The following is a 20,324-nucleotide window of genomic DNA, read 5'->3' as shown; positions in this document are numbered from 1 at the left end:
CCCGCCCATGAGGCTGGAACGGTGGTATCGCCTGGTGCCCGGAGCCATCCGGACGACGCGGGGATTTGTACTTGCCGCGCCATCGCGCCGCCGTTAGTGCACCGGCATGTCGGATACGACCCGCCCGAGTTCTCCCGAGCCCCATGACATTGCGACCGCCCTGTCGGCGGTACGCGCCGAAATCGTGCAGGCTTGCGGCGAGGCGAACCGCGACCCCGCCTCGGTGACGCTGATTGCGGTCTCCAAGACGTTCGGGGCGGACGCCATCGAGGCGGCGATCGCCGCGGGTCAGCGGGTTTTCGGAGAAAACCGCGTTCAGGAAACCAAGGCCAAGTGGCCGGATATCCGGGCGCGCCATGACGGGCTGTCGCTGCATCTGATCGGTCCGCTGCAATCCAACAAGGCGAAAGAGGCCGTCGCGCTCTTCGACGCCATCCACGCGGTGGACCGGCCGAGCCTCTGCGCAGCATTGGCGAAGGAAATCCAGAAGCAGGGGCGCTCGCCCGAGCTGTTTGTCGAGATCAATACCGGTGCGGAACCCCAGAAAGCCGGCATCCTGCCGGAAAACGCGGACGCCTTCCTGCGCGAGTGCCGCGAACGCTACGGGCTGACGATTTCCGGCCTGATGTGTATTCCGCCCTTTGACGAGGCGCCGGCGCCGCATTTTGCGCTGACTGCAAAAATCGCCGCGCGCAACGGGCTCAAGCTGCTTTCGATGGGAATGAGCGGGGATTTTGCCACCGCGATCGCGTTCGGCGCCACGCACGTGCGGGTCGGCAGCGCCATCTTCGGTCACAGACCGTCGCTTTGAGGGTGGCATCCTGCGCCGGAACAGCGCAGGATGCGATTGGGCAGATTTGTTCGATGCGGCGCTATGAGCGCCCGTCGATCAGCGGCAAACGCGCACAGGACCGCGCGGCGTGCTGCGCCACCAGCAGCGCGGGCGCGGAGCCACGACCACCACACCGGGTCTCGGTGCAACGACCACGGGTCCCCGATTCGGACGGCACGCGCCGCCGGGGCCGCGATGCCAGCCGGGTCCGCAGCCGCCGGCGACCTGAATCACGTCGGAAGGTGTCTGCGGTGCTGCCGACGGAGCGGACGGGAAAGCCTGTGCACCGGTCGTCATCAGCGCAACCGCGCCACCAAATGCCAGGGACAGGATCAGCTTGTTCATCGGAGACTCCTTCCAATAACCGCCCGAACCCGAATCGGGCGCAACGCGGCCATCTAGGCGAGCGAATGTGGACAGCGCGTGAAGAAGGGCCGCGATCTGAGCGGCAGATCAGCGCAAGTCTTCGGTGGGCCTCAGCGACATGACATTTGCGTCAGGTCTTCAGCGCCAGGTCTTCGGGGTGTCGGGCGATCCGAGCGCGGCACTGAGCGGCTGTTTCAGCAGCCGCGAGCGTTCAGGGTCGAAAGTTCCGCCCTGCGGCTGGATTGACGGCGAAGCCTCGCGCGCAAAACCCGTGTCATAGCTTTCGCCGTCATACGCCTTTTGACTCATGGTGGCGTTGCGCCAGCGATCGATGACGGAACTGATCAGATCGAGTCCGGCCTCGGCGCTGTTCTTCGCATTCTCGCCGACGTCGCTCGACGGACGGAATTCGTCAGGCAGGTGACTGAAGCGCATCTGCATCGGCAGAGCCACACCCGATCCGAATACGAAGGCCTCGCCGGTTCCGAGCGATGGAACGAAGGTCAGCAGGCTCGACGCTGCGTCGGACACGGCGGAACGGATCAGCGCCTGATCGCGATCGTTCGCGAGCCGCATCACAAACAGCGTGTTGCATTGTGAGATGATGTTCGGATCGATTTCGTACGGCCGCTGGGTCACGAGACCGAGATAAACCCCGTATTTGCGGCCTTCCTTGGCAATGCGCGAAAGCGCGCGACGGGTCGGTCCAAAGCCGGTCTTGAATTCGGACGACGACGCATAGCGGTGCGCTTCCTCGCAGATGAACAGAAGCGGCGACACGCCGTCGCTCCATAAGCCGAAATCGAACGCCATGCGGCACAGCACGGAGACGACCGAATCGACAACCTCGGCGGGGAAGCCCGCAAGCTGCATGACGGTCACTGGCTTGCCATACGCCGGCAACCGGAACAGATTCGAGATCACCTCCGCCATCGTGTCGCCGCCGACATTGGCGTTGTCGAACATGAAGGCGTAGCGCGGATTGTTGCGGAAGGTCTGGATCCGCTGCATCAGCTTGAAGTGATAGGCGCGGGACGAACGGTTCTCGAGTTTGCCCATGCGCTCGTCGATCAGGCCGAGCAGATCCTCCAGACGGTAGGGTGCGGGCGTGTCGGCCGTGAAGCCCGAATTCTTCGGGTCGCGCTTTCTTGTCAGCAGTCGGTCGCCGGCGTCGCGGTATTGCAGATAGGCGCCCTTGGCGATCGGAATCACTTCAGCGAGGATTTCGACCTCTTCGGGCACGCCCGGCCGCGCACCGAAGAAGGCATCGACCGTTTCCTCGAAGTTGAACAGCCAGAATGGTAGCCGCAGATTGCGCGGGTTGAGGACATGTGCGCTGTCACCGAAGCAGCGGCCATATTCGTTGTGCGGGTCGACCAGAAAGATGCGCAGATCCGGTCGCGCGGCGAGAATCTGCCGAAGGATCACCGCAACGCCGGTCGACTTTCCGACGCCGGTGGTGCCGAGGATGGCGAAGTGCTTGTTGAGCAATTCGTCGACATCGACCAGCGCCCGGATGCTCGTATCCTGGCGCAGCGTGCCGACATCTGCCGCTGAGCCGGAGTTGCTGTAGACCAGCCGAAGCTCGTCGTTGGTCATCAGCAGGGCGGGTTCACCGATGACGGGATAGTCGGTGATGCCGCGCGAGAAGGCCGGCCGCCCGTTGTGTTCCCGCATTTCCCCGAACAGGTCGATATGGGCCGTGCGCGCGCCCGCCTGCTCGGAGATTTTCGTAACCATGCCGATGATCACGCCGTCGCCGCTGACGATGCCAAGAAACTTCCCGACCGTCGCTCGCGCCACGTCGCGCAGCGCGTTTCCGATCAGTTCGATCGTCGCGCTTGAGCCTCCGACCGACAGCACACGACCGATGATGTCGTGCTCGTCCTGTTCCTGCACTGACTGACTTGAAAGGTCGGCCATGGGGTCCGCAACCGGTGATAGGTGTATTTATCGTCACCAGCTTAATGCGCGTGATATGGCGATCAGATTAACGCAACGGAACTCGTCAGATTCTCCGTTGCTTTTCTGCTAATTGATTGCCCGGCGTATCGGGCGGATCGTTAACCAATATGAATCCGGGTTCGCGGAGACAGCTTCTCCATCAAGCGCAGCAGGTCGTTGCGTCGCAGGGCGACGCAGCCGGCGGTTGGCCCGAAGCCCTCGCGCGCTACATGGATGAAGACTGCACTCCCCCGGCCGGCGGTGCGCGGCCGGTCGTTGTGGTCGATCTCGATGATCAGGTCATAAAGCCCGTCATCCCGCATCAGGCGGTCGCCCGGCTCGCCGGGCTTTCGCAGGACCGGCCGGTTGTAGCGGCGGTCTGCCGGGTCTTCGCTCCAGGCGTCGGTCGGCCGGATCGCCCTTACCGGGAGCCGGGTCCGGGGACGGGTGATTCGGTCGGCCCGCCACCACAGCCTTTTCAGCCGGAAGCAGCCGAGTGGCGTTCCACCGTCGCCCTCCCGTTTGTTCGCCAGAATGCCGGAACGGCCCAACGCCACGGGGAAAACGGCGTTTCCAGCCCTTAAAATGCCGCGGGTCCTGGTTCCAGATCGCTTTTGGACCCAAATATGGACTAAAGTCCGGGGAGGCATGGTTTGTAACGAGACCTCGGTTGCGGCCATCTGGTGGGCAAGTCTTTGCTTGCTCTAGCAATCTCCGATGCCTTATTTCGCAATAAATCGCTAATCTCAGGCCCGTTGGGGGGCCCCGCAATATGTCGAATGCCAGAAAAATCCTGATCGTCGATGACGACGTCGAGTTGCGCGACACCTTGGTCGAGCAACTCGCCCTGCATGAGGAATTCGAGGCGAAGTCCGAGGACAGTGCTGCGAAGGGCATTCAGACCGCAAAGGACGGCCAGTTCGATCTGGTCATCATGGATGTCGGTCTGCCGGATATGGACGGCCGCGAGGCGGTCCGGGTCCTGCGCAAGGCGGGGTTCAAGGCGCCGATCATCATGCTGACCGGCCACGATACCGACTCCGACACGATCCTCGGTCTCGAATCCGGCGCGAACGACTATGTGACCAAGCCGTTCCGCTTCGCGGTTCTGCTGGCGCGCATCCGCGCTCAGCTGCGTCAGCACGAGGCGAGCGAGGATGCGGTCTTCACCATAGGGCCGTACAGCTTCCGTCCCAGCTCCAAGCTGCTGACCGGCCAGAAGGGCAACAAGGTCCGGCTGACGGAAAAGGAAACCGCGATTCTGCGCTATCTCTACCGTGCGGGTCAGCGGCCGGTTTCGCGCGAAACGCTGCTTCAGGAAGTCTGGGGCTACAATTCGGGCGTCACCACGCACACACTCGAGACGCATGTTTATCGTTTGCGTCAGAAGGTCGAGAAGGACGCCGCCAATCCGGCGATCCTTGTGACCGACGCGGGCGGCTACAAGCTCGTGCCCTGACGTGCCGGGCACCAGCTGCAGGAAATTCAAACTGGCAGGTCCGCGCCGGCGGGACGCCGGCAATCGCGCTTCATGCTCCCCGATATTGCGGGGACGGGCGGAGATCGAAGGCCGCTTGTGAGCATCGACGATGATATTGCGGTGCTGGAGCAGGTGCCGATGCTCAGGGTGCTGGGCCGCGGTGCGCTGCGGATGATTGCGCTTGGCGCGGAGACCCGCGAGGTCGCCGCCGGCGATGTCCTGTTCCGGCCGGGAGAGCGGGTCGACTGCGCTTACGTCGTGCAGAGCGGCAATTTCCGGCTCAGCGCGGAGCCAGAGCAATCGCGCAAGGCCATCGAGGCGGGCGCGGGCAGTATGCTCGGCGAATATTCCCTGCTTTCGGATCAGGCGCGACCGCTCTGCGCGACCGCCGTCGATGACTGCACCGTGATCCGGATTTCGCGCAGCATGTTCCGGAAGATCCTCGAGGACGATGCGAACGCCGCCCTGCGGCTGCGCGATTATATTGCGCATCGCTCGCGGCAATCGATCTCCGAAGTTCTCGAGATTCGCTACACGCTCGAGCCGGGCGAGCGGCAAAACTAGGAGCGTTACGCTTCGATCGTCGCGGTCACCGGCACATGGTCGGACGGCTGAGCCCAGCCGCGCGCTTCCTTGGCGACGCGAATGTCGGAGACGCGATCCATCAGCTGTGGCGAGACCCACATGTGATCGAGCCTGCGGCCCTTGTCCGCGGCCTTCCAGTCCGGCGAACGATAGCTCCACCATGTGTAGAGCTTCGTCGGCTCCGGCACCAATTCACGCATCGCATCGACCCAGCCGCCGCCTTTCTGTGCGGCATTCAGCTTCTCGGTTTCGATCGGCGTATGCGACACGACATCGAGCAATTGCTTGTGGCTCCACACATCATGTTCGCGCGGCGCGACATTGAGATCACCGAGCAGGATCGCACGCGCATGACCGTTGACATGCACGTCCTTGCATTCGCGCATCTCGTCGAGAAACGAAAGCTTGTGCTTGAATTTCGGATTGAGTTCGGGGTCGGGCATGTCGCCGCCGGCCGGAACATAGAGATTGTGCACGATGATCGGGTCCTTGAGGCCCGCCCGCTCGCCGATCGTCACCGAGACATGGCGTGAATCGTTGATGCTGCAGAAGCCGCGCTTGCTGGTCTCATCGAAGGGCAGGCGCGACAGCACTGCGACGCCGTGATAGCCCTTCTGTCCATTCATCGCGACGTGCTCGTAGCCGAGCCGCTTGAAGCGCTTCAGCGGAAACTTGTCGTCCGGACATTTGGTCTCCTGTAGGCACAGGATATCCGGGCGCACGGCCTTGATGAATTTTGCGACGAGTTCGATGCGGAAGCGCACCGAATTGACATTCCAGGTCGTGATCTTCAACGTCATGCCGCCTTAATAAGACCGGCGCTGCTGGATTTCCAGCAACGGCAGGACCTTTTCCCCGAACGGCGGAGTGGCGGAATGGACAGGCCGCGGCCCTGCGTGATCATCGTCGGCGGCGGGTTTGCCGGGCTGGAATGCGCCCGCGCGCTGGCCGGCGTCGCCGTGGATATCGTGCTGGTCGACCGGCAGAATCACCATTGCTTTCAGCCGCTGCTCTACCAGGTCGCGACCGCGGCGCTCTCTCCGGCCGACATCGCCTGGCCGATCCGCTCGATTCTCAGCCGGCAGGACAATCTGCGCGTTGTCATGGCGACGGTGACGTCGATCGATACCACGCAACAGACGCTGCAGGCCGATGAGCTGACGCTGCACTACGATTATCTCGTTCTCGCCTGCGGTGTGACTCATGCCTATTTCGGTCATGACGAATGGTCGGCGGCCGCCCCTGGTTTGAAAACGATCGAAAATGCGCGGGAGATTCGCGCGCGCTTCCTGTCTGCTTTCGAGCGCGCCGAGATTGCCGACGACGATGCGGTTCGTCGCAAGCTTCTGACATTCGTCGTTGTCGGTGGCGGGCCGACTGGGGTCGAAATGGCGGGCGCCATGGCGGAGGTGGCACACGAGACGCTGAAGGAGGATTTCCGTCGCATCGATCCGCGCATGTCGCGCATCATTTTGATCGAGGCGGGTCCGCGTATTTTGCCGGCGCTGCCCGGGAATCTCTCCAATTATGCGAAGAGCGTGCTTCAACGCATGGGCGTCGAGGTGATGGAACAGACGCGCGTGACAAACTGCACGCGCGATGGCGTGACGCTCGGCGACGACAAGCGGATTGAGGCCTCGACCATCGTCTGGGCCGCTGGCGTGATGGCGTCGCCCGCTGGGCAATGGATCCACGCCGAGCATGATCGCGCGGGTCGCATCATCGTGAATCCCGATCTGACGGTGCCGGACCGGCCGAATGTATTCGTCGCCGGCGACCTTGCATCCGTGCGCGGCGAGCAGATACCAGGCATTGCGCCGGCGGCGAAACAGATGGGCCGATATATCGGTCGCGTCATAGCGGCCAAAGTCAAAGGGCAGACGCGGACCGATCCGTTCCGTTACCGGCACGCGGGCGATCTTGCGACCATCGGACGGCGCGCTGCGGTGGTGAAGATCGGACGCATCGAACTCACCGGCTTTCTCGCCTGGTTGTTCTGGGGCGTCGCCCACATCTACTTTCTGATAGGTCTGCGCAACCGGTTTGTGGTCGCGATCACCTGGCTATGGAGCTGGCTGACATTTCGCCGCGGTGCCCGGTTGATTTCAGCCGACGAGCAATGAATGCGAGCCGCGTGTGCGGCTCGCAAATGCCGATCAATGCATCCGCTCGTAGTTGATCTTGAACAGCGCCGGGTCCGGCTTCTTGGTCATGTCGAGATTGTAGATCGCGACGGTGGTGTCGAAGCCCTGCGGGTCGGTGACGGTCCACTGCTTCAGCGTCAGGTCCTTCGCATCGAACATCAGCATCAGCTTGTGCTTGCCACCGAGCGTCTGCTTCTCCTCGATCACCACGGTGGAGAAGATGTCGTCGGAATAAACATTGACCACATTGGTGTCGCGCAGGAGATCGACCTTGTCGGCGAGCAGGAAACGCAACGGCGTCTGGCCGAGCGGATAAAGGTCCTGCGTCGCGAGCCTGCGGTCACGCACCACAAGCGACGTGCCGTCGGCGATCAGCTGGACCGGGCTCGGATCGTCATATTCGAACCGGAGCTTGCCCGGCTTCTGCAGGAACAGGTCGCCGGTGGTTTTGCGGCCGTCCGGTCCGACCTGGACGAATTTTCCAACCACCTGACGCATGCCCGAAAGATAGTTTGAAATCTTGTCGACCAGGGCCCGCTGGCCGCCGTCGAATGCCGTGGCCTCTCCGGGCTTGCCAACCGGCGCATTCGGACGCACCGGAGCCGGCGGAGTTGCAATAGTACCGGGCGGCGTCGGCCGGGCCTGCGCCACGATCACGGGCTTCTCTTTCTTGAACGGTGCGGGTCGCGGCAGCGGAACCGACTGGGCCGATGCGCCGGACACCCCGAACAGGCTCGCGACAAGACCTGCCGTCAGGACAGCGCATAGGCTCGTGGTCAGCGTCCGCGTCATACTTCATCACTCCATTGGACCGGGCATCTAGCCCGGACGTGTGGCGACTTGGCGGCCCCTTGTCCCGAATTAATCGGCTGTGGCCGGATTCACAATAGCGGCAGCCGGCGCAAAAAACCGGAATCAGGCGAACCGGCTTGCACCTTCCTCGATCAAGATTTCGCGCTTTCCGGCGTGATTGGCCTGTCCGACCACGCCTTCCTGTTCCATCCGCTCCATCAACGAAGCAGCACGATTATAGCCGATTTGCAGCCGCCGCTGAATGTAGCTGGTCGAGGCCTTCCGATCCCGCAGAACGATTTCGACCGCCTGCTGGTAGAGGTCCTTTTCGGCGCCCATGCCGGTGGAATCGAATACCGCGCCGTCCTCTTCCGCGGCATCGTCACGCGTGACCTCTTCGAGATATTGCGGGACGCCCTGTGACTTGAGGTGGCGCACGACTTTCTCGACTTCGTCGTCAGCGACGAATGGCCCGTGAACGCGGCTGATTCGGCCGCCGCCGGCCATGTAGAGCATGTCGCCCTGCCCGAGCAGCTGTTCGGCGCCCTGTTCGCCGAGAATGGTACGGCTGTCGATCTTCGACGTGACCTGGAACGAGATGCGCGTCGGGAAATTCGCCTTGATGGTGCCGGTGATGACGTCGACCGACGGACGCTGGGTCGCAAGCACGACGTGAATGCCGGCGGCACGCGCCATCTGCGCAAGACGCTGGATCGCGCCTTCGATGTCCTTGCCCGCGACCATCATCAGGTCGGCCATTTCGTCGACGATCACCACGAGATACGGAAGCTCCTCGAATTCGAGATCCTCCTTCTCGTAGATCGCCTCGCCGGTTTCCTTGTCGTAGCCGGTATGAACCGTGCGGCTCAGGACCTCGCCCTTCGCCTTGGCCTCGTTCACGCGCGTGTTGTAGCCGTCGATGTTGCGCACGCCGAGCTTCGACATCTTCTTGTAGCGCTCTTCCATCTCGCGCACGGCCCATTTGAGTGCGACGACGGCTTTCTTCGGATCGGTCACGACCGGTGTCAGCAAATGCGGGATGCCGTCATAGACGGACAATTCGAGCATCTTCGGATCGATCATGATCAGCCGGCATTGATCGGGTCGCAGCTTGTACAGCAGCGACAGCAGCATGGTGTTGATCGCGACCGACTTGCCGGAGCCAGTGGTGCCGGCGATCAGCAGATGTGGCATGCGTGCAAGATCGACGACGACCGGTTCGCCGCCGATGGTCTTGCCGAGGCAAAGTGGCAGCTTGGCCGGCGTGTTGTTGTATTCCTGCGAGGCCAGCATCTCGCGGAAATAGACCTTCTCACGAAATTCGTTCGGCAATTCGATGCCGATGGCATTGCGGCCGGGAACGACTGCGACGCGCGCCGACACCGCGCTCATTGAGCGGGCGATATCGTCCGCAAGCCCGATAACGCGCGACGACTTGATGCCGGGAGCGGGTTCGAGTTCGTACAGCGTCACCACGGGGCCGGGGCGCGCGTTGATGATCTCGCCCTTGACGCCGAAATCCTCGAGGACGCTTTCGAGCGCCTCGGCGCGTTCCTCGATCTCCTCGGCCGAGAGCGTCGACCGATCGCTTGCCTTGGCTGCCGCGAGGAGGTTGAGCGCCGGCAGGACGAAGCTGCCGGAGCGCTTCGGCTGTTTTGGCCGTTGAACGCGGACCTTGCGCCGGGCAGGAGCCTCTTCTTCCTCCTCTTCCTCCTCGACCTCTTCTTCCTCTGCGTAGTCCTCCTCGGCGTACGTCTCTTCCTCGGGTTCGCGGCGGAGGCGGGGCTCGGCGCGTGACGTACCGGCAGACGCGCGCGCCGGCCGCGCAGCGATTTCTTCGTCGCCGGACAACCGCCGCCGGATGAACAGCGACAGCTGCGCCTTTGCGCTCAGAGCAAGATGAACCAGCCAGCCCAGCGAGACCGAACCGCGCTCCTCATCTTCCAGGAACTCTTCGGCTTCACGGTGCGTATCCGCAGCAAGATCGCCGGTCTTGTGGAACCCGAAGCCGAGCGCGATCGCGAGCGTGACAAGTGCGCCCGCTCCGACGATGCATCCCAGCACGAAGCGGCTGGTTGCCGATCCTCCAAACAGGAACAGCGGAAGTTTCAGGATCGCATCGCCGATGACGCCGCCAAGGCCGGCCGGCAGAGGCCAGCCGACCGTGCGCGGCAGGCACGATGCAAATGCCGAGGCAAGCAGAAGTGCCGCAAGCCAGAACAGGGCGCGCAGCCAGCGGCGACCAGGTGCGCGATGTGTCACGAGACGCCAGCCCCAGATCGCGACGGGCAGGACCAGCATGATCGATGCAAGACCGAAGAGCTGGATCGACAGATCGGAGAAGATCGCGCCGGTTCGCCCGAGCCAGTTGTGCACGGCCGCGTCCGTCGCATGACTGAGGCTCGGATCCTGAACCGACCAGCTCGCAAGCGCGAGCGTCGAGAGAAGTGCGGCCAGAAGGAGAGCGAGGCCGAACACTTCTCCGACGCGTCGCCGGATCGCATTGCGCAGATCGTCGGAGAGAAATTCGAATCGGTCGAGGCCGCGGTGACTGATGGCTGGCATAGGCGTCACCCGAGCACGGCCACGAGGCGATGCAGCGCCTCGGCGGTTGTTGCGTTGTCGTGCACCATGGCGACACGGATGTAATCGCGACCCGGATTGCTGCCGTCGCTGCCGGTATGCGAGGCGTATTCGCCAGGAAGGACACGCAGTCCTGCCTCGCGCCACAGCCGCTCCGTTGCCCTCACGCTGCCGCCTTGCGCCGACACGTCGAGCCAAAGAAAAAAGCCGCCCGGTGGGCGCTTGTAGCCATAGCGGTCGCCGAGAATCTGATCGGCGAGATCGAATTTCTGCGCATAAGCCTTCCGGTTTTCGATCACATGCGTTTCGTCGTCGAGTGCGGCGGCGGCAACCGCCTGCGCCGGCATCGGCACCTGGGGGGCGGCGTTGTTGCGATATTCGAGAAAGCGCGCGAGGAAATCGCGATCGCCCGCAACAAAGCCGACGCGCAAACCAGGCAGGTTCGAGCGCTTCGAGAGCGAGTTGAAGGTGACGGTTTTCGCGTAGTCGGGCCCCGCAACTTCGAGAATGCCGACCGGCTTCTCGCCGAAATAGATTTCCGAATAGCACTCGTCCGAAAAGATCATGACGTCGTGCTTGCGCGCCATCGCGACCAGCCGTTCGAGATAGGCGCGGCCCGCGACCGATCCCTGCGGATTGGCAGGAGACGCGAGGTAGATCACTACTGTTCGCGCGAGCAGGGCGTCGTCGATCGCGTCTAGATCGGGGAGAAAGCCGCTCCCTGCGGTTGCCGGCATATAAACGGTCTCGCATTGCGAGGCCGATGCGCCGGCTGAATAGGCACCATAGCAGGGATTGGGGACGAGGATCGCCGGCTTGCCCGTGCGTGGCGGGGCATTACGCGTTGCGGCGAGCGCGGCGAGGAAGAGACCTTCGCGGGTTCCGTTCAGAACCAGCACTTCGGTTTCCGGATCGAGCGGGCGCGCGAGGTCATAGCGGCGGCTGAGCCAGCCGGTGACCGATTTGCGAAAGAGTTCGGTGCCCTTGTTGGCCGGATAGCGGCCGAGGTCGGCGATGTGTTTGGCGAAGACCGGCCCGGCAAAGGCCGGCACGGGATGTTGCGGCTCACCGACCGCGCAATTGATCGCCGGTCTGCCCGGTTCGATCGGGGCAAGAAGATCATTCAGGCGTGCGAAAGCCGAACGGCCCTGCGCGCGCGGCTCGGCCGTCCGCGCGGACGAAGGTGGCTGTTCGCGTTCGGCGGCATTCATGAACATCACGCGTATTTCGGCCGGATTACTCGATAGTCCGCGAGCCTAGGCCGCGCTGGTTAAACTCCGATTAACCATCGACCTTCGGCCGGCGTGGGAGTGGTCAGTCGACAAGTTTCTTCAAACTGCTGGAACTTCGCCCTTCGCCTCTGGTTGGCCTCGCAAGGGCGCTGATCACATGGCGCCGCGTCAAAATAGATCCCACCGCGGAACAAGATCATGACTGAAACGTACGAGCAGTCTTCATCGGCGACCGGTTCCGGCCGTCGCCGAAACTGGCAGCATGGCGGACAAGACCATGACACGTCATGGGATCGCGAGGGGCGGGCCAGCGATCGCCTGCGCGGCTTCGCGAATCGGCAGAAGGACATCGGCGTCGAGAAGATGTCCGGTCTCGCCGATGCCGCTCACAAGGCGGCCGACGCATTGGCCAACGAAAATTCGGGGATGGCGGACCTTGTTCACGAAGCGGCCGATGGGTTGCACCGTGCCTCGGAGAATCTTCGCACCCGCGATGTCGGAGATATCTACCGATCGGTGAACGATTTCGCGAGGCAGCAGCCGCTCACCTTCCTGGCTTGTTCTTTTGCGGCAGGCGTTCTGCTGTCCCGATTTCTCAAGAGCTCGAGCAGCGAAGGTCGCCAGCATCCGGAGGAGCATCAGTATCATCCATCGCCGAACCTGTAGCGGAGTAACAGAAGATGGACACGGTTACGAGAAGACGACTGCCTGACGTGTTCGGCGACGTGTTTGCCAGCGGGACGTCGCTGTTCCGCAGCGAGGTAAGGCTCGCCCGCGCGGAGGTCAGCGAGAAGATCACGCAGGCCATGCGCGGCGTCATCATGGCGTTGTTCGGCGCGGTGCTGATGATTCCGGCGCTGGTGATTTTGCTGACCGCGCTTGTGGCCGCGTTGGCTGACAGAGGCTTGGATGCCGCCCTCGCTGCAGCAATCGTCGGCGGGGGTGCGTTCCTGGTTGGCCTCATCCTTCTCTTCGTTGGGGTCAATCGACTGACGACGGACAATCTGACGCCACGAGCCACGATCGATCAACTGCGCAGCGATGCCGCAATGGCACGAGATCAGGTGAAGACATGACCGACAATAACGTTTCGCAAGCCGAACGGGAAGCAGACGCTGCGCGCGCGCAGCTCGAACAATCTCTCGATCAGCTGCGCGCCAGTCTGAGACCGGGGCATCTCTTCGACCAAACGATGGATTACGCGCGCAACAGCGGGGGCGCTGATTTCGCACGGAATCTGGGGCGGCAGATGCGCGATAATCCGCTTCCGATTGCCCTCATCGGAGCAGGAATCGCGTGGCTGATGCTCGCGCCGCGAAATGCTGCGGGCGTTAATGGCGACATCGAATCCCGCTTCCGCTCGGCAGCGAATCATTTTGGCGAAGATGACTCGGACGCGCCCGGGCAATCCTTCGCGAGCCAGGCGTCAGATCTGGCGGAGCAGGCCGGCGACGCACTTGCATCCGCGCGCGACCGGGCGGCTGCGACCGCGCGCAGTGCAACGGAAGGGGCTTCAGAGGCGACGCGCCGGATGTCGACCTCTGCAGCTCAGGCGGGCGACAGCCTTCGGCGAGGCATGCACGACGCGAGAGGCCAGGCAGCATCCGCCGGCCGCAAGCTCAAGGACGGCGTGACGACGATCATGGACGAACAGCCGCTCGTGCTCGGGGCGGTCGGGCTGGCGCTCGGCGCGGTGATCGCGGCTGCGCTTCCGACAACCCGCGTCGAAAACAAAATCGCGGGAACGTTCAGCGACGACATGAAAGACGAGCTGAAAGACGCAGCGTCGGATGTTGCAGGCCGTGCGGCAAACGTTGTTGATCGTGTTTTCGACAGCGCCTATCGGGAGGGCGAAGCTGCAGCGCGCGACGAGGGATTGCTGTCCTCGCCGCGTGACACCGACAGCAGGGACAAAGAGCGTCAGGATTCCGAACAAGCGATGGCAACAGGCTCCGGCGCTTAAGACGACGTCTTCATCAGAACGAAGTCCTCACAAAGAAAGAGGCCCCGGTCTTGCGACCGGGGCCTCCATTCGGCGAGGGGCGGTGCCGGGTATACGCCCCGCCGCACGACTCTCGAGCGGCTTACATGTTGTAGGCGCGCTCGCCTTGTTCGGTGAGATCGAGACCCTCGCGCTCCTTCTCGACGGAGACGCGGAGGCCGACGATGATGTTGATCACGAACAGGATGATCGCAGTGCCGACGCCCGACCACACGATGGTGAGCAGGACGCCCTTGGTTTGCGCGATCATCTGAGTGGCAAACTCGTATTCCGCGACCTTGCCGGTGGTGTAGTCGAAGATGCCCGAACCACCGAGCGCCGGGTTGACGAGGATGCCGGTGCCGAGGGCGCCAACGATTCCGCCGACGGCATGGACGCCGAACACGTCGAGCGAGTCGTCGTATCCGAACATGTGCTTCACGGCCGAGCAGAAGAACAGGCAGACCACGCCGGCAACGAGGCCGAGCACGATCGCGCCCATCGGGCCGGAGAAGCCGGCGGCCGGCGTGATCGCGACGAGGCCTGCGATGGCGCCCGTCACGATGCCCAGCAGCGACGCCTTGCCCTTGATCATCCACTCAACGAACATCCAGGACAGTGCCGCGCCGGCCGTGGCAACGAAGGTGTTGAGCACAGCGACTGCGGCCGAGCCGGTGGCTTCGAGGTTGGAGCCGGCATTGAAGCCGAACCAGCCGACCCAGAGCAGCGAGCCGCCGATCATGGTCATGACCAGCGAGTGGGGCGGCATCAGTTCCTTGCCGTAGCCGGTACGCTTGCCAATCATGATGGCGGCGACGAGACCCGCGATGCCGGCGTTGATGTGCACCACCGTGCCGCCTGCGAAGTCGATCGCGCCCCACAGGAAGATCTTGCCACCGTCAGCGAGCACTTCGTCGAGTGCGGCCTGCGCCTTGGCCTTGGCCGCATCGTCGGTGGCTGCAGCGAGCGCCTTTGCAGCGGCGTCAACAGCATCCGGGCCCGCCCAGTACCACACCATGTGCGCCATCGGATAATAGACGAACAGCGCCCAGACCGGCAGGAACAGAACCACCGCGGCGAACTTCATGCGTTCCGCGAAAGCGCCGACGATCAGCGCCGGCGTAATGGCGGCGAAGGTCAGCTGGAAGGAGATGAAGGCATATTCCGACACCGCCTTGCCGACGGTGAAGGTGCCGCCCATCGAATCGGTATTCACGCCCGACAGGAAGGCCTTGGAGAAGCCGCCGATGAAGGCAGAACCGCCGGTGAAGGCGAGGCTGTAGCCGACCACGACCCAGAGGATCGCGCAGATGCAGACGCTGTAGAAGACCTGCATCAGCACCGACAGCATGTTCTTGGCGCGCACCATGCCGCCGTAGAACAGTGCGAGGCCGGGGACGGTCATCAAGAGAACGAGGATCGCCGATACCATCAGCCAGGCGTTATCGCCCTTGTCGATGGTCGGCTCGGCGGCGAATGCCGCAGAGGCCGCCAGCATGGGCACGGCGGCGAGGGCGGCGGTCAGACCGGCCCGGGTTGCAAACTTGAACGACATTATGAGAGCTCCTGTCCGATTCGTTCGCTTAGAGGGCGGAGGCGTCTGTTTCGCCGGTGCGGATACGCACCGCGTTCTCCAGATTGATGACGAAGATCTTGCCGTCACCGATCTGGCCGGTCTTGGCCGCGCCGGAGATGGCTTCGATGACCTTGTCGACCTGGTTGGAAGCGACTGCGACCTCGATCTTGAGCTTCGGCAGGAAGCTCACGGCATATTCGGTGCCGCGGTAGATTTCAGTGTGTCCCTTCTGACGCCCGTAACCCTTGACCTCGGTGACGGTCATGCCGTGCACCCCGATCGCGGTCAGGGCGTCGCGGACCTCGTCGAGCTTGAATGGCTTGATAACGGCCATGACGATTTTCATTTGGTTCGATCCCCGTTGGCCCGAAGCGTCGGTTTCGCTTCGGGCTGTATCACTCAGGTGCCGGCACGCTGGTTGTGCCTCGCAGGTCGGCCCCCGGCGCGTAGGGAATCAAACCCCGTGCCACTTCGTCGCAAATTCTGTAACGGACTGATTTGATGGGGAATTTCCTCCCGCTAGGGCGGCGGGCGGAGGCGACTCCGGGTGCAGCGCACAAACCGACGCCACAACTGCCTAGTAAACAGTCAGAGTGCCTGCGTGTGAGTCGGTAGAAATACAAAACCCGGCCGAAGCCGGGCTTTGAGAGGTAATTTGCTAAGCGCGGGGGGCAGGGTCCCGCGATCGCAAAGGCTAACCGAACCGGAAGCCGTCGAGCGGTTGACCGTGCTTCTGGGCGAGCCGGTATTCGAGCATCAGCAGCCGGTCCTGCCCCCAGAACAATTCGCCCTCATAGATGTAGGTCGGTGCGCCGAACACGCCGAGGCGAATGGCTTCCTCGGTGTTGCGCTCGTATTCGGCCTTCACCGCCTCCTCCTCGGTCGCCGCGAGCAACGCCTTGCCGTCGAAGCCGTTCTCGTCGGCGATCGCGACCAGCGTCGCGTGATCGGCGATGTTGCGATCCTCCACCCAGACCGCGCGCAGCACGGCGTTGGTCAACCGGCTCCAGTCGAGACCGCGCTGCATCGCTGCGATCACGAGATAGCAGGCGCGGCGGTCCGCAACCGGATGATAGGCGGGCTCGAGATTGCAGGGACGCTGAAGGATCTCGCTCCAGCGCTTCAGCTCGAGATGGCGATAGACCTGACGTTGCTGGGCGCGTTGCTTGAGCGGCAGTCCGCCCGAGACAGACCAGACCTTGAGAAGGTCCATCGGCTTGTGCCGGATCGTCAGGTTGAAACGCTCCGCGAGTTTTTCAAAGCGTTGATGACCGAGATAGGTCCACGGCGACGACATCGCGTCGTAATAGTCGATGAAAGTGTCCGGCATGATCCGTCAGCTTGTCTGAAAAGCGATGTCGCGGCGGGCTGATCCCGCCGCGACTTCATGTGAAGATCAGTTCGTGCCGATCTTGATATTGGCCGCCTTGACGATCGGCCACCACTTTTCGATCTCCGCCTTCTGATGCGCGGCGAGCGCTTGTGGCGTCTGCTGCTCCACCGGCGGAATCACCTGGCCGAGCGCTTCGAGCTTCGCGCGGACAGCGGGATCTGCGAGCGCATCCTTCACCGCGGCATTCAGCTTTGCGACGACCTCCTTCGGAGTGCCTTTCGGCGCCCAGAGACCGAACCAGATCGATACATGCAGCTTGGGAAGTCCGGCTTCATCGACGGTCGGAATGTCGGGCGCGGACGGCAGCCGCTTGTCGGAGGTGACGGCGTAAGCGCGGATCTTGCCTTCCTTCACATGCGGCAGCGCATTCGAGACGTGATCGAACATGAAGTCGATGTTGCCGGCGAGCAGGTCCTGCAATGCGGGCGCGGCGCCACGATACGGGACGTAGTTGAGCTTCACGCCCGCGAGTTTCTCGAAATAGACACCGGCGACATGCGCGGCGCTGCCGGCGCCGATGCTGCCGACCGCCGCCTTGTCCTGATTGGCCTTGGTCCAGGCGACGAATTCCTTGAGGTCCTTCGCCGGCACACTGTTCTTCGAAACAAGGAGCATCGGATAGCTGGTGAGCAAGGCCACCGGTTCGAAGTCGCTGAGCAGATCGAACAGCAGCGGATAAACCGCGCCGTTGATGACGTGCGTGCTCCAGTGACCGAAGCTGAGCGTGTAACCATCGCCCGGCGCCTTGGCGACACGCCCGACGCCGATCGTGCCCGCCGCACCGGTGACGTTTTCGACGAGGACCGGTTGCCCGAGGCTCTGATGCATACGCTCACCGAGCGTGCGGATCAGTGCGTCGGTGGGACCGCCGGCTGAAAATGGCACCACGACGGTGACCGGGCGGCTGGGGAAATCCTGTGCCCGGGACCCGGGTGTAGCGGCGAGAAGCACGGCAGCTGCCAGCGCAGCGCCGGAGAACAGGCGAGTCATGACCATCCCTTTCAAGCGCCGCGATAGCGGCGGCCAGCGTGATTAATAGGGATGTAGAATGTTCTTTCCCAAACCGGCAATAGATGGCGAAAAAAGAGAAACAATTTCTATCGCGCGCCGCAGAGGAAATCGTTCATTCCGCTTCGCTCGCGATCGCCAGCATCCTGTTCCTAAGCGCTTGCGTTTGCGCCGCTCGTTCCCGCGCGGGCGGGAGGGATATTCGTGGTGTCAGGCTTCGCGCGTATGCGGCGACGAGCGGATCGAGCTCTTTTCGACGTGCGTCAGAGCGCGTCGTTGTCGGTCTCGCCGGTGCGGATGCGCAAGGCGCGATCGATTGGCGTTACGAAGATCTTTCCATCGCCGATCTGGCCGGTCTTCGCCGACTGCGAAACCACGTCGATGACTTTCTCGACCCGGTCGGTCGGCACCGCGATTTCGAGCCGGATCTTCGGCAGGAAATTCACGGCATATTCGGCGCCGCGATAGATTTCCGTATGGCCCTTCTGGCGGCCGTAGCCTTTGACCTCGGTCACGGTCATGCCGTGAATTCCGACCGAGGTCAGCGCGTCGCGTACCTCGTCCAGCTTGAACGGTTTGATGATCGCAATGACCAGTTTCATGGAAGCGAACCTCTGTCTTGCCGGCGTTCGAATGGGTTCGCCCGCCGGCGCTGCGGCCCGCCCGGCGCAGGCCCGGCCGCTTCAATCGGGCAGGTTATCGGCAAGCCGCGAAAAGATTAAGCGGAGAATGGCCCGGTTTTGGGTTTTCCGCGGCCGGAGCGCGGCGGCTAGGCCTCCGGCCGCTTGAGCCGGACCAGTCCTTCCTGCGCGACCGTCGCGACCAGCGTGCCGTCACGTTTGAAGATCAGTCCCTGCGACAGGCCGCGCGAGCCATGAAGGTTCGGTGACGTCTGCGAATAGAGGAGCCATTCGTCGGCCCGGAACGGCCGGTGGATCCAGAGCGCGTGATCGAGGCTCGCACCCATGAAGTCCTTCTCGAACAGCGTGCGGCCGAGCGGCACGAGAGCCGTGTCGAGCAGCGTCATGTCGGAGGCGTAGGCGAGCACGCATTGATGAATCGCCGGATCGTCCGGCAAACGGTCGGTCGCCCTGATCCAGACATTGAATGCGCCGTCGGCCGGCTTGCGTCCAAGATAACGTCCGTAGTCGACCGGGCGCAGTTCGATCGGCCGTTCACGCTTGTAATAGCGCTGCACCTGCTCCGGCAGCGTCGGCAGGATATCGCGCAGCGTCGCGGCTTCATCCGGCAGCGCCTCCGGCGGCGGCACATTTGGCATGGTGGCCTGGTTGTTCAGTCCCTCCTCGTTGTTATGGAAGGACGCGATCATGATGAAGATCGGCCGGCCGTGCTGGATCGCCTTCACGCTGCGGGTCGTGAAACTCCTGCCATCGCGCGTGCGCTCGACTTCGTAGACGATCGGCACCTTGGGATCGCCCGCGAGCACGAAATAGGCGTGCAGGGAATGCGCGGAGATGCCTTCGACCGTGCGGGTCGCCGCCACCAGCGCCTGACCGATCACCTGACCGCCGAACACTCGCGTCCAGCCGTTCTGCGGCGAGCGGCCGCGGAACAGGTTGACCTCGAGCGGTTCGAGGTTGAGGACATCAAGAAGAGCCGAAACGGCACCGGACATGAAAAAGCTCGTTCACTGTGTCGATATTCCGCGGCCGTCCGAAGCGGGCGCTAGGTCGCATTGCGGACTGCCGTGAGGTACACAGAGGCGCGGAGCGGGCGGCGCAAGTCAAGGCGCGATAAGGCCGGGCAGCAATGACCGAAATGGGTAGAAAAATCGACATACTGATCGCGGGCGGCGGATTTGCCGGGCTGGCGCTGGCGATCGCGCTCCGCCAGGGTTCGGATCGGGCGTTGTCCGTCGCGCTGGCCGATCCGGCGCTGGACCGGGCCGCAGGCGATCCGCGCGCTTCGGCAATCGCGGCTGCGGCACGGCGGCTGTTCGAGACCATCGGCGTGTGGCCGGCCATCGAAGCCGGAGCGCAGCCGATCCTCGACATGGTGGTGACCGATTCGCGCGTCGATAACGCGATGCGTCCGACCTTCCTGACATTCGACGGCGAGATCGCGCCCGGTGAACCGTTCGCGCACATGATCGAGAACGGCCCGATGATCGCGGCGCTGCTCGACAAGGCGCGCGCAGAGGGTGTCGCCCTGTATCCGCTTGCAGTCTCGAAACTTCGGCACGAGCCGGGGCGAGTCACGGCGACGCTTTCGGATGGCAGCGAATTGCCGGCGCGTCTTCTCGTGGCAGCGGACGGCGCGCGCTCGGCGATCCGCGAACAGGCCGGCATCGCAAGCTATGGGTGGGATTACGACCAGGCCGGTATCGTGACCACGATCGCCCACGAACGCGATCATAACGGTCGCGCCGAAGAGCATTTCCTGCCTGC

The 20,324-nt window shown here is 63.2% G+C and carries 21 protein-coding genes; 7 read left to right on the top strand and 14 right to left on the bottom strand.

Annotated features, from left to right (window positions below; translation table 11 throughout):
- Nucleotides 1–106 precede the first annotated feature (106 nt).
- Nucleotides 107–811, top strand: a complete 705-nt coding sequence (locus VNZ93_RS10865) for a YggS family pyridoxal phosphate-dependent enzyme (protein WP_325704202.1) — start codon at nucleotides 107–109, stop codon at nucleotides 809–811.
- A 78-nt stretch (nucleotides 812–889) separates the two neighbouring features.
- Here VNZ93_RS10865 and VNZ93_RS10860 read toward each other — a convergent pair whose 3' ends face one another.
- The 3 genes from VNZ93_RS10860 to VNZ93_RS10850 form a co-directional block, all read right to left on the bottom strand.
- Nucleotides 890–1,177, bottom strand: a complete 288-nt coding sequence (locus tag VNZ93_RS10860; RefSeq protein WP_325704199.1) for a GCG_CRPN prefix-to-repeats domain-containing protein — start codon at nucleotides 1,175–1,177, stop codon at nucleotides 890–892.
- A gap of 159 nt (nucleotides 1,178–1,336) precedes the next feature.
- On the bottom strand, nucleotides 1,337–3,121 hold the full coding sequence (locus VNZ93_RS10855) for an ATP-binding protein (RefSeq protein WP_325704196.1): 1,785 nt from the start codon (nucleotides 3,119–3,121) through the stop codon (nucleotides 1,337–1,339).
- 140 nt (nucleotides 3,122–3,261) lie between these two features.
- The gene (locus VNZ93_RS10850) at nucleotides 3,262–3,792 is read right to left on the bottom strand and encodes a L,D-transpeptidase family protein (RefSeq protein WP_325704230.1); all 531 of its coding nucleotides are present in this window, start codon (nucleotides 3,790–3,792) and stop codon (nucleotides 3,262–3,264) included.
- A gap of 122 nt (nucleotides 3,793–3,914) precedes the next feature.
- On the opposite strand from VNZ93_RS10850, the gene VNZ93_RS10845 reads away from it, so the two are divergent.
- Nucleotides 3,915–4,601 carry a response regulator transcription factor gene (locus VNZ93_RS10845; RefSeq protein WP_325704193.1) on the top strand — a complete coding sequence of 229 codons (687 nt, stop codon included), beginning with the start codon at nucleotides 3,915–3,917 and terminating at the stop codon, nucleotides 4,599–4,601.
- A gap of 117 nt (nucleotides 4,602–4,718) precedes the next feature.
- The gene (locus VNZ93_RS10840) at nucleotides 4,719–5,186 is read left to right on the top strand and encodes a Crp/Fnr family transcriptional regulator (protein ID WP_325704190.1); all 468 of its coding nucleotides are present in this window, start codon (nucleotides 4,719–4,721) and stop codon (nucleotides 5,184–5,186) included.
- Nucleotides 5,187–5,191: 5 nt separating this feature from the next.
- On the opposite strand, the gene xth is transcribed toward VNZ93_RS10840, so the two are convergent.
- Nucleotides 5,192–6,007, bottom strand: a complete 816-nt coding sequence (gene xth, locus VNZ93_RS10835; protein WP_325704187.1) for an exodeoxyribonuclease III — start codon at nucleotides 6,005–6,007, stop codon at nucleotides 5,192–5,194.
- A gap of 75 nt (nucleotides 6,008–6,082) precedes the next feature.
- Between xth and VNZ93_RS10830 the strand changes: the two genes are divergently transcribed.
- On the top strand, nucleotides 6,083–7,330 hold the full coding sequence (locus VNZ93_RS10830; RefSeq protein ID WP_325704184.1) for an NAD(P)/FAD-dependent oxidoreductase: 1,248 nt from the start codon (nucleotides 6,083–6,085) through the stop codon (nucleotides 7,328–7,330).
- 33 nt (nucleotides 7,331–7,363) lie between these two features.
- Here the strand turns inward: VNZ93_RS10830 and VNZ93_RS10825 are convergent, their stop codons facing one another.
- The 4 genes from VNZ93_RS10825 to VNZ93_RS10810 all read right to left on the bottom strand — a co-directional run bounded on the left by VNZ93_RS10825 (nucleotide 7,364) and on the right by VNZ93_RS10810 (nucleotide 12,585).
- Nucleotides 7,364–8,143, bottom strand: a complete 780-nt coding sequence (locus VNZ93_RS10825) for an outer-membrane lipoprotein carrier protein LolA (RefSeq protein WP_325704181.1) — start codon at nucleotides 8,141–8,143, stop codon at nucleotides 7,364–7,366.
- Between the two features lie 123 nt (nucleotides 8,144–8,266).
- Nucleotides 8,267–10,708 carry a DNA translocase FtsK gene (locus VNZ93_RS10820; RefSeq protein ID WP_325704178.1) on the bottom strand — a complete coding sequence of 814 codons (2,442 nt, stop codon included), beginning with the start codon at nucleotides 10,706–10,708 and terminating at the stop codon, nucleotides 8,267–8,269.
- Nucleotides 10,709–10,713: 5 nt separating this feature from the next.
- Complete coding sequence (locus tag VNZ93_RS10815) at nucleotides 10,714–11,943, bottom strand: aminotransferase class I/II-fold pyridoxal phosphate-dependent enzyme (RefSeq protein WP_414710048.1); 1,230 nt, start codon at nucleotides 11,941–11,943, stop codon at nucleotides 10,714–10,716.
- A gap of 300 nt (nucleotides 11,944–12,243) precedes the next feature.
- Nucleotides 12,244–12,585, bottom strand: coding sequence for a hypothetical protein (locus VNZ93_RS10810; RefSeq protein WP_325704175.1), 342 nt, complete (start codon nucleotides 12,583–12,585; stop codon nucleotides 12,244–12,246).
- Between the two features lie 86 nt (nucleotides 12,586–12,671).
- Between VNZ93_RS10810 and VNZ93_RS10805 the strand changes: the two genes are divergently transcribed.
- Both VNZ93_RS10805 and VNZ93_RS10800 read left to right on the top strand, forming a co-directional pair.
- Nucleotides 12,672–13,034, top strand: coding sequence for a phage holin family protein (locus tag VNZ93_RS10805; RefSeq protein ID WP_325704172.1), 363 nt, complete (start codon nucleotides 12,672–12,674; stop codon nucleotides 13,032–13,034).
- A complete protein-coding gene (locus VNZ93_RS10800; RefSeq protein ID WP_325704169.1) occupies nucleotides 13,031–13,921 on the top strand; it encodes a DUF3618 domain-containing protein in 891 nt (296 codons plus the stop codon). Before VNZ93_RS10805 ends, VNZ93_RS10800 begins: the two co-directional genes overlap by 4 nt.
- Before the next feature lie 121 nt (nucleotides 13,922–14,042).
- On the opposite strand, the gene VNZ93_RS10795 is transcribed toward VNZ93_RS10800, so the two are convergent.
- The 6 genes from VNZ93_RS10795 to tesB form a co-directional block, all read right to left on the bottom strand.
- Entirely contained in the window at nucleotides 14,043–15,494 is a 1,452-nt protein-coding gene (locus VNZ93_RS10795; protein WP_325704166.1) for an ammonium transporter, read from the bottom strand.
- Between the two features lie 28 nt (nucleotides 15,495–15,522).
- On the bottom strand, nucleotides 15,523–15,861 hold the full coding sequence (locus VNZ93_RS10790) for a P-II family nitrogen regulator (RefSeq protein WP_325704163.1): 339 nt from the start codon (nucleotides 15,859–15,861) through the stop codon (nucleotides 15,523–15,525).
- Between the two features lie 348 nt (nucleotides 15,862–16,209).
- Nucleotides 16,210–16,845, bottom strand: coding sequence for a 2-hydroxychromene-2-carboxylate isomerase (locus VNZ93_RS10785; RefSeq protein WP_325704160.1), 636 nt, complete (start codon nucleotides 16,843–16,845; stop codon nucleotides 16,210–16,212).
- Nucleotides 16,846–16,911: 66 nt separating this feature from the next.
- Entirely contained in the window at nucleotides 16,912–17,898 is a 987-nt protein-coding gene (locus VNZ93_RS10780) for a tripartite tricarboxylate transporter substrate binding protein BugD (protein ID WP_325704157.1), read from the bottom strand.
- A gap of 281 nt (nucleotides 17,899–18,179) precedes the next feature.
- Nucleotides 18,180–18,518 carry a P-II family nitrogen regulator gene (locus tag VNZ93_RS10775; protein ID WP_325704154.1) on the bottom strand — a complete coding sequence of 113 codons (339 nt, stop codon included), beginning with the start codon at nucleotides 18,516–18,518 and terminating at the stop codon, nucleotides 18,180–18,182.
- A gap of 167 nt (nucleotides 18,519–18,685) precedes the next feature.
- Nucleotides 18,686–19,552, bottom strand: a complete 867-nt coding sequence (gene tesB / locus VNZ93_RS10770) for an acyl-CoA thioesterase II (RefSeq protein WP_325704151.1) — start codon at nucleotides 19,550–19,552, stop codon at nucleotides 18,686–18,688.
- A gap of 143 nt (nucleotides 19,553–19,695) precedes the next feature.
- Between tesB and VNZ93_RS10765 the strand changes: the two genes are divergently transcribed.
- Nucleotides 19,696–20,324, top strand: a 629-nt coding sequence (locus tag VNZ93_RS10765) for an FAD-dependent monooxygenase (protein WP_325704148.1), incomplete at its 3' end; no start/stop codon positions are given.

It is taken from the genome of Pseudorhodoplanes sp., assembly GCF_035565795.1.
Taxonomy (GTDB): Bacteria; Pseudomonadota; Alphaproteobacteria; order Rhizobiales; family Xanthobacteraceae; genus Pseudorhodoplanes.
Note: the sequence above shows the minus strand (reverse complement) of the source record. Positions and strands in the feature narration are given on the sequence as shown.

What these genes read in the sequence shown, in the direction of transcription:
- VNZ93_RS10825 (WP_325704181.1), bottom strand. Translation starts at nt 8,143, where the DNA reads ATGACGCGGACGCTGACCACGAGCCTATGCGCTGTCCTGACGGCAGGT.
- VNZ93_RS10795 (WP_325704166.1), bottom strand. Translation starts at nt 15,494, where the DNA reads ATGTCGTTCAAGTTTGCAACCCGGGCCGGTCTGACCGCCGCCCTCGCC.
- VNZ93_RS10820 (WP_325704178.1), bottom strand. Translation starts at nt 10,708, where the DNA reads ATGCCAGCCATCAGTCACCGCGGCCTCGACCGATTCGAATTTCTCTCC.
- VNZ93_RS10855 (WP_325704196.1), bottom strand. Translation starts at nt 3,121, where the DNA reads ATGGCCGACCTTTCAAGTCAGTCAGTGCAGGAACAGGACGAGCACGAC.
- VNZ93_RS10815 (WP_414710048.1), bottom strand. Translation starts at nt 11,943, where the DNA reads ATGTTCATGAATGCCGCCGAACGCGAACAGCCACCTTCGTCCGCGCGG.
- VNZ93_RS10780 (WP_325704157.1), bottom strand. Translation starts at nt 17,898, where the DNA reads ATGACTCGCCTGTTCTCCGGCGCTGCGCTGGCAGCTGCCGTGCTTCTC.
- VNZ93_RS10860 (WP_325704199.1), bottom strand. Translation starts at nt 1,177, where the DNA reads ATGAACAAGCTGATCCTGTCCCTGGCATTTGGTGGCGCGGTTGCGCTG.
- VNZ93_RS10830 (WP_325704184.1), top strand. Translation starts at nt 6,083, where the DNA reads ATGGACAGGCCGCGGCCCTGCGTGATCATCGTCGGCGGCGGGTTTGCC.
- VNZ93_RS10845 (WP_325704193.1), top strand. Translation starts at nt 3,915, where the DNA reads ATGTCGAATGCCAGAAAAATCCTGATCGTCGATGACGACGTCGAGTTG.
- VNZ93_RS10810 (WP_325704175.1), bottom strand. Translation starts at nt 12,585, where the DNA reads ATGCTGGCGACCTTCGCTGCTCGAGCTCTTGAGAAATCGGGACAGCAG.
- VNZ93_RS10850 (WP_325704230.1), bottom strand. Translation starts at nt 3,792, where the DNA reads ATGCCTCCCCGGACTTTAGTCCATATTTGGGTCCAAAAGCGATCTGGA.
- VNZ93_RS10785 (WP_325704160.1), bottom strand. Translation starts at nt 16,845, where the DNA reads ATGCCGGACACTTTCATCGACTATTACGACGCGATGTCGTCGCCGTGG.
- VNZ93_RS10775 (WP_325704154.1), bottom strand. Translation starts at nt 18,518, where the DNA reads ATGAAACTGGTCATTGCGATCATCAAACCGTTCAAGCTGGACGAGGTA.
- VNZ93_RS10800 (WP_325704169.1), top strand. Translation starts at nt 13,031, where the DNA reads ATGACCGACAATAACGTTTCGCAAGCCGAACGGGAAGCAGACGCTGCG.
- xth (WP_325704187.1), bottom strand. Translation starts at nt 6,007, where the DNA reads ATGACGTTGAAGATCACGACCTGGAATGTCAATTCGGTGCGCTTCCGC.
- VNZ93_RS10865 (WP_325704202.1), top strand. Translation starts at nt 107, where the DNA reads ATGTCGGATACGACCCGCCCGAGTTCTCCCGAGCCCCATGACATTGCG.
- VNZ93_RS10790 (WP_325704163.1), bottom strand. Translation starts at nt 15,861, where the DNA reads ATGAAAATCGTCATGGCCGTTATCAAGCCATTCAAGCTCGACGAGGTC.
- tesB (WP_325704151.1), bottom strand. Translation starts at nt 19,552, where the DNA reads ATGTCCGGTGCCGTTTCGGCTCTTCTTGATGTCCTCAACCTCGAACCG.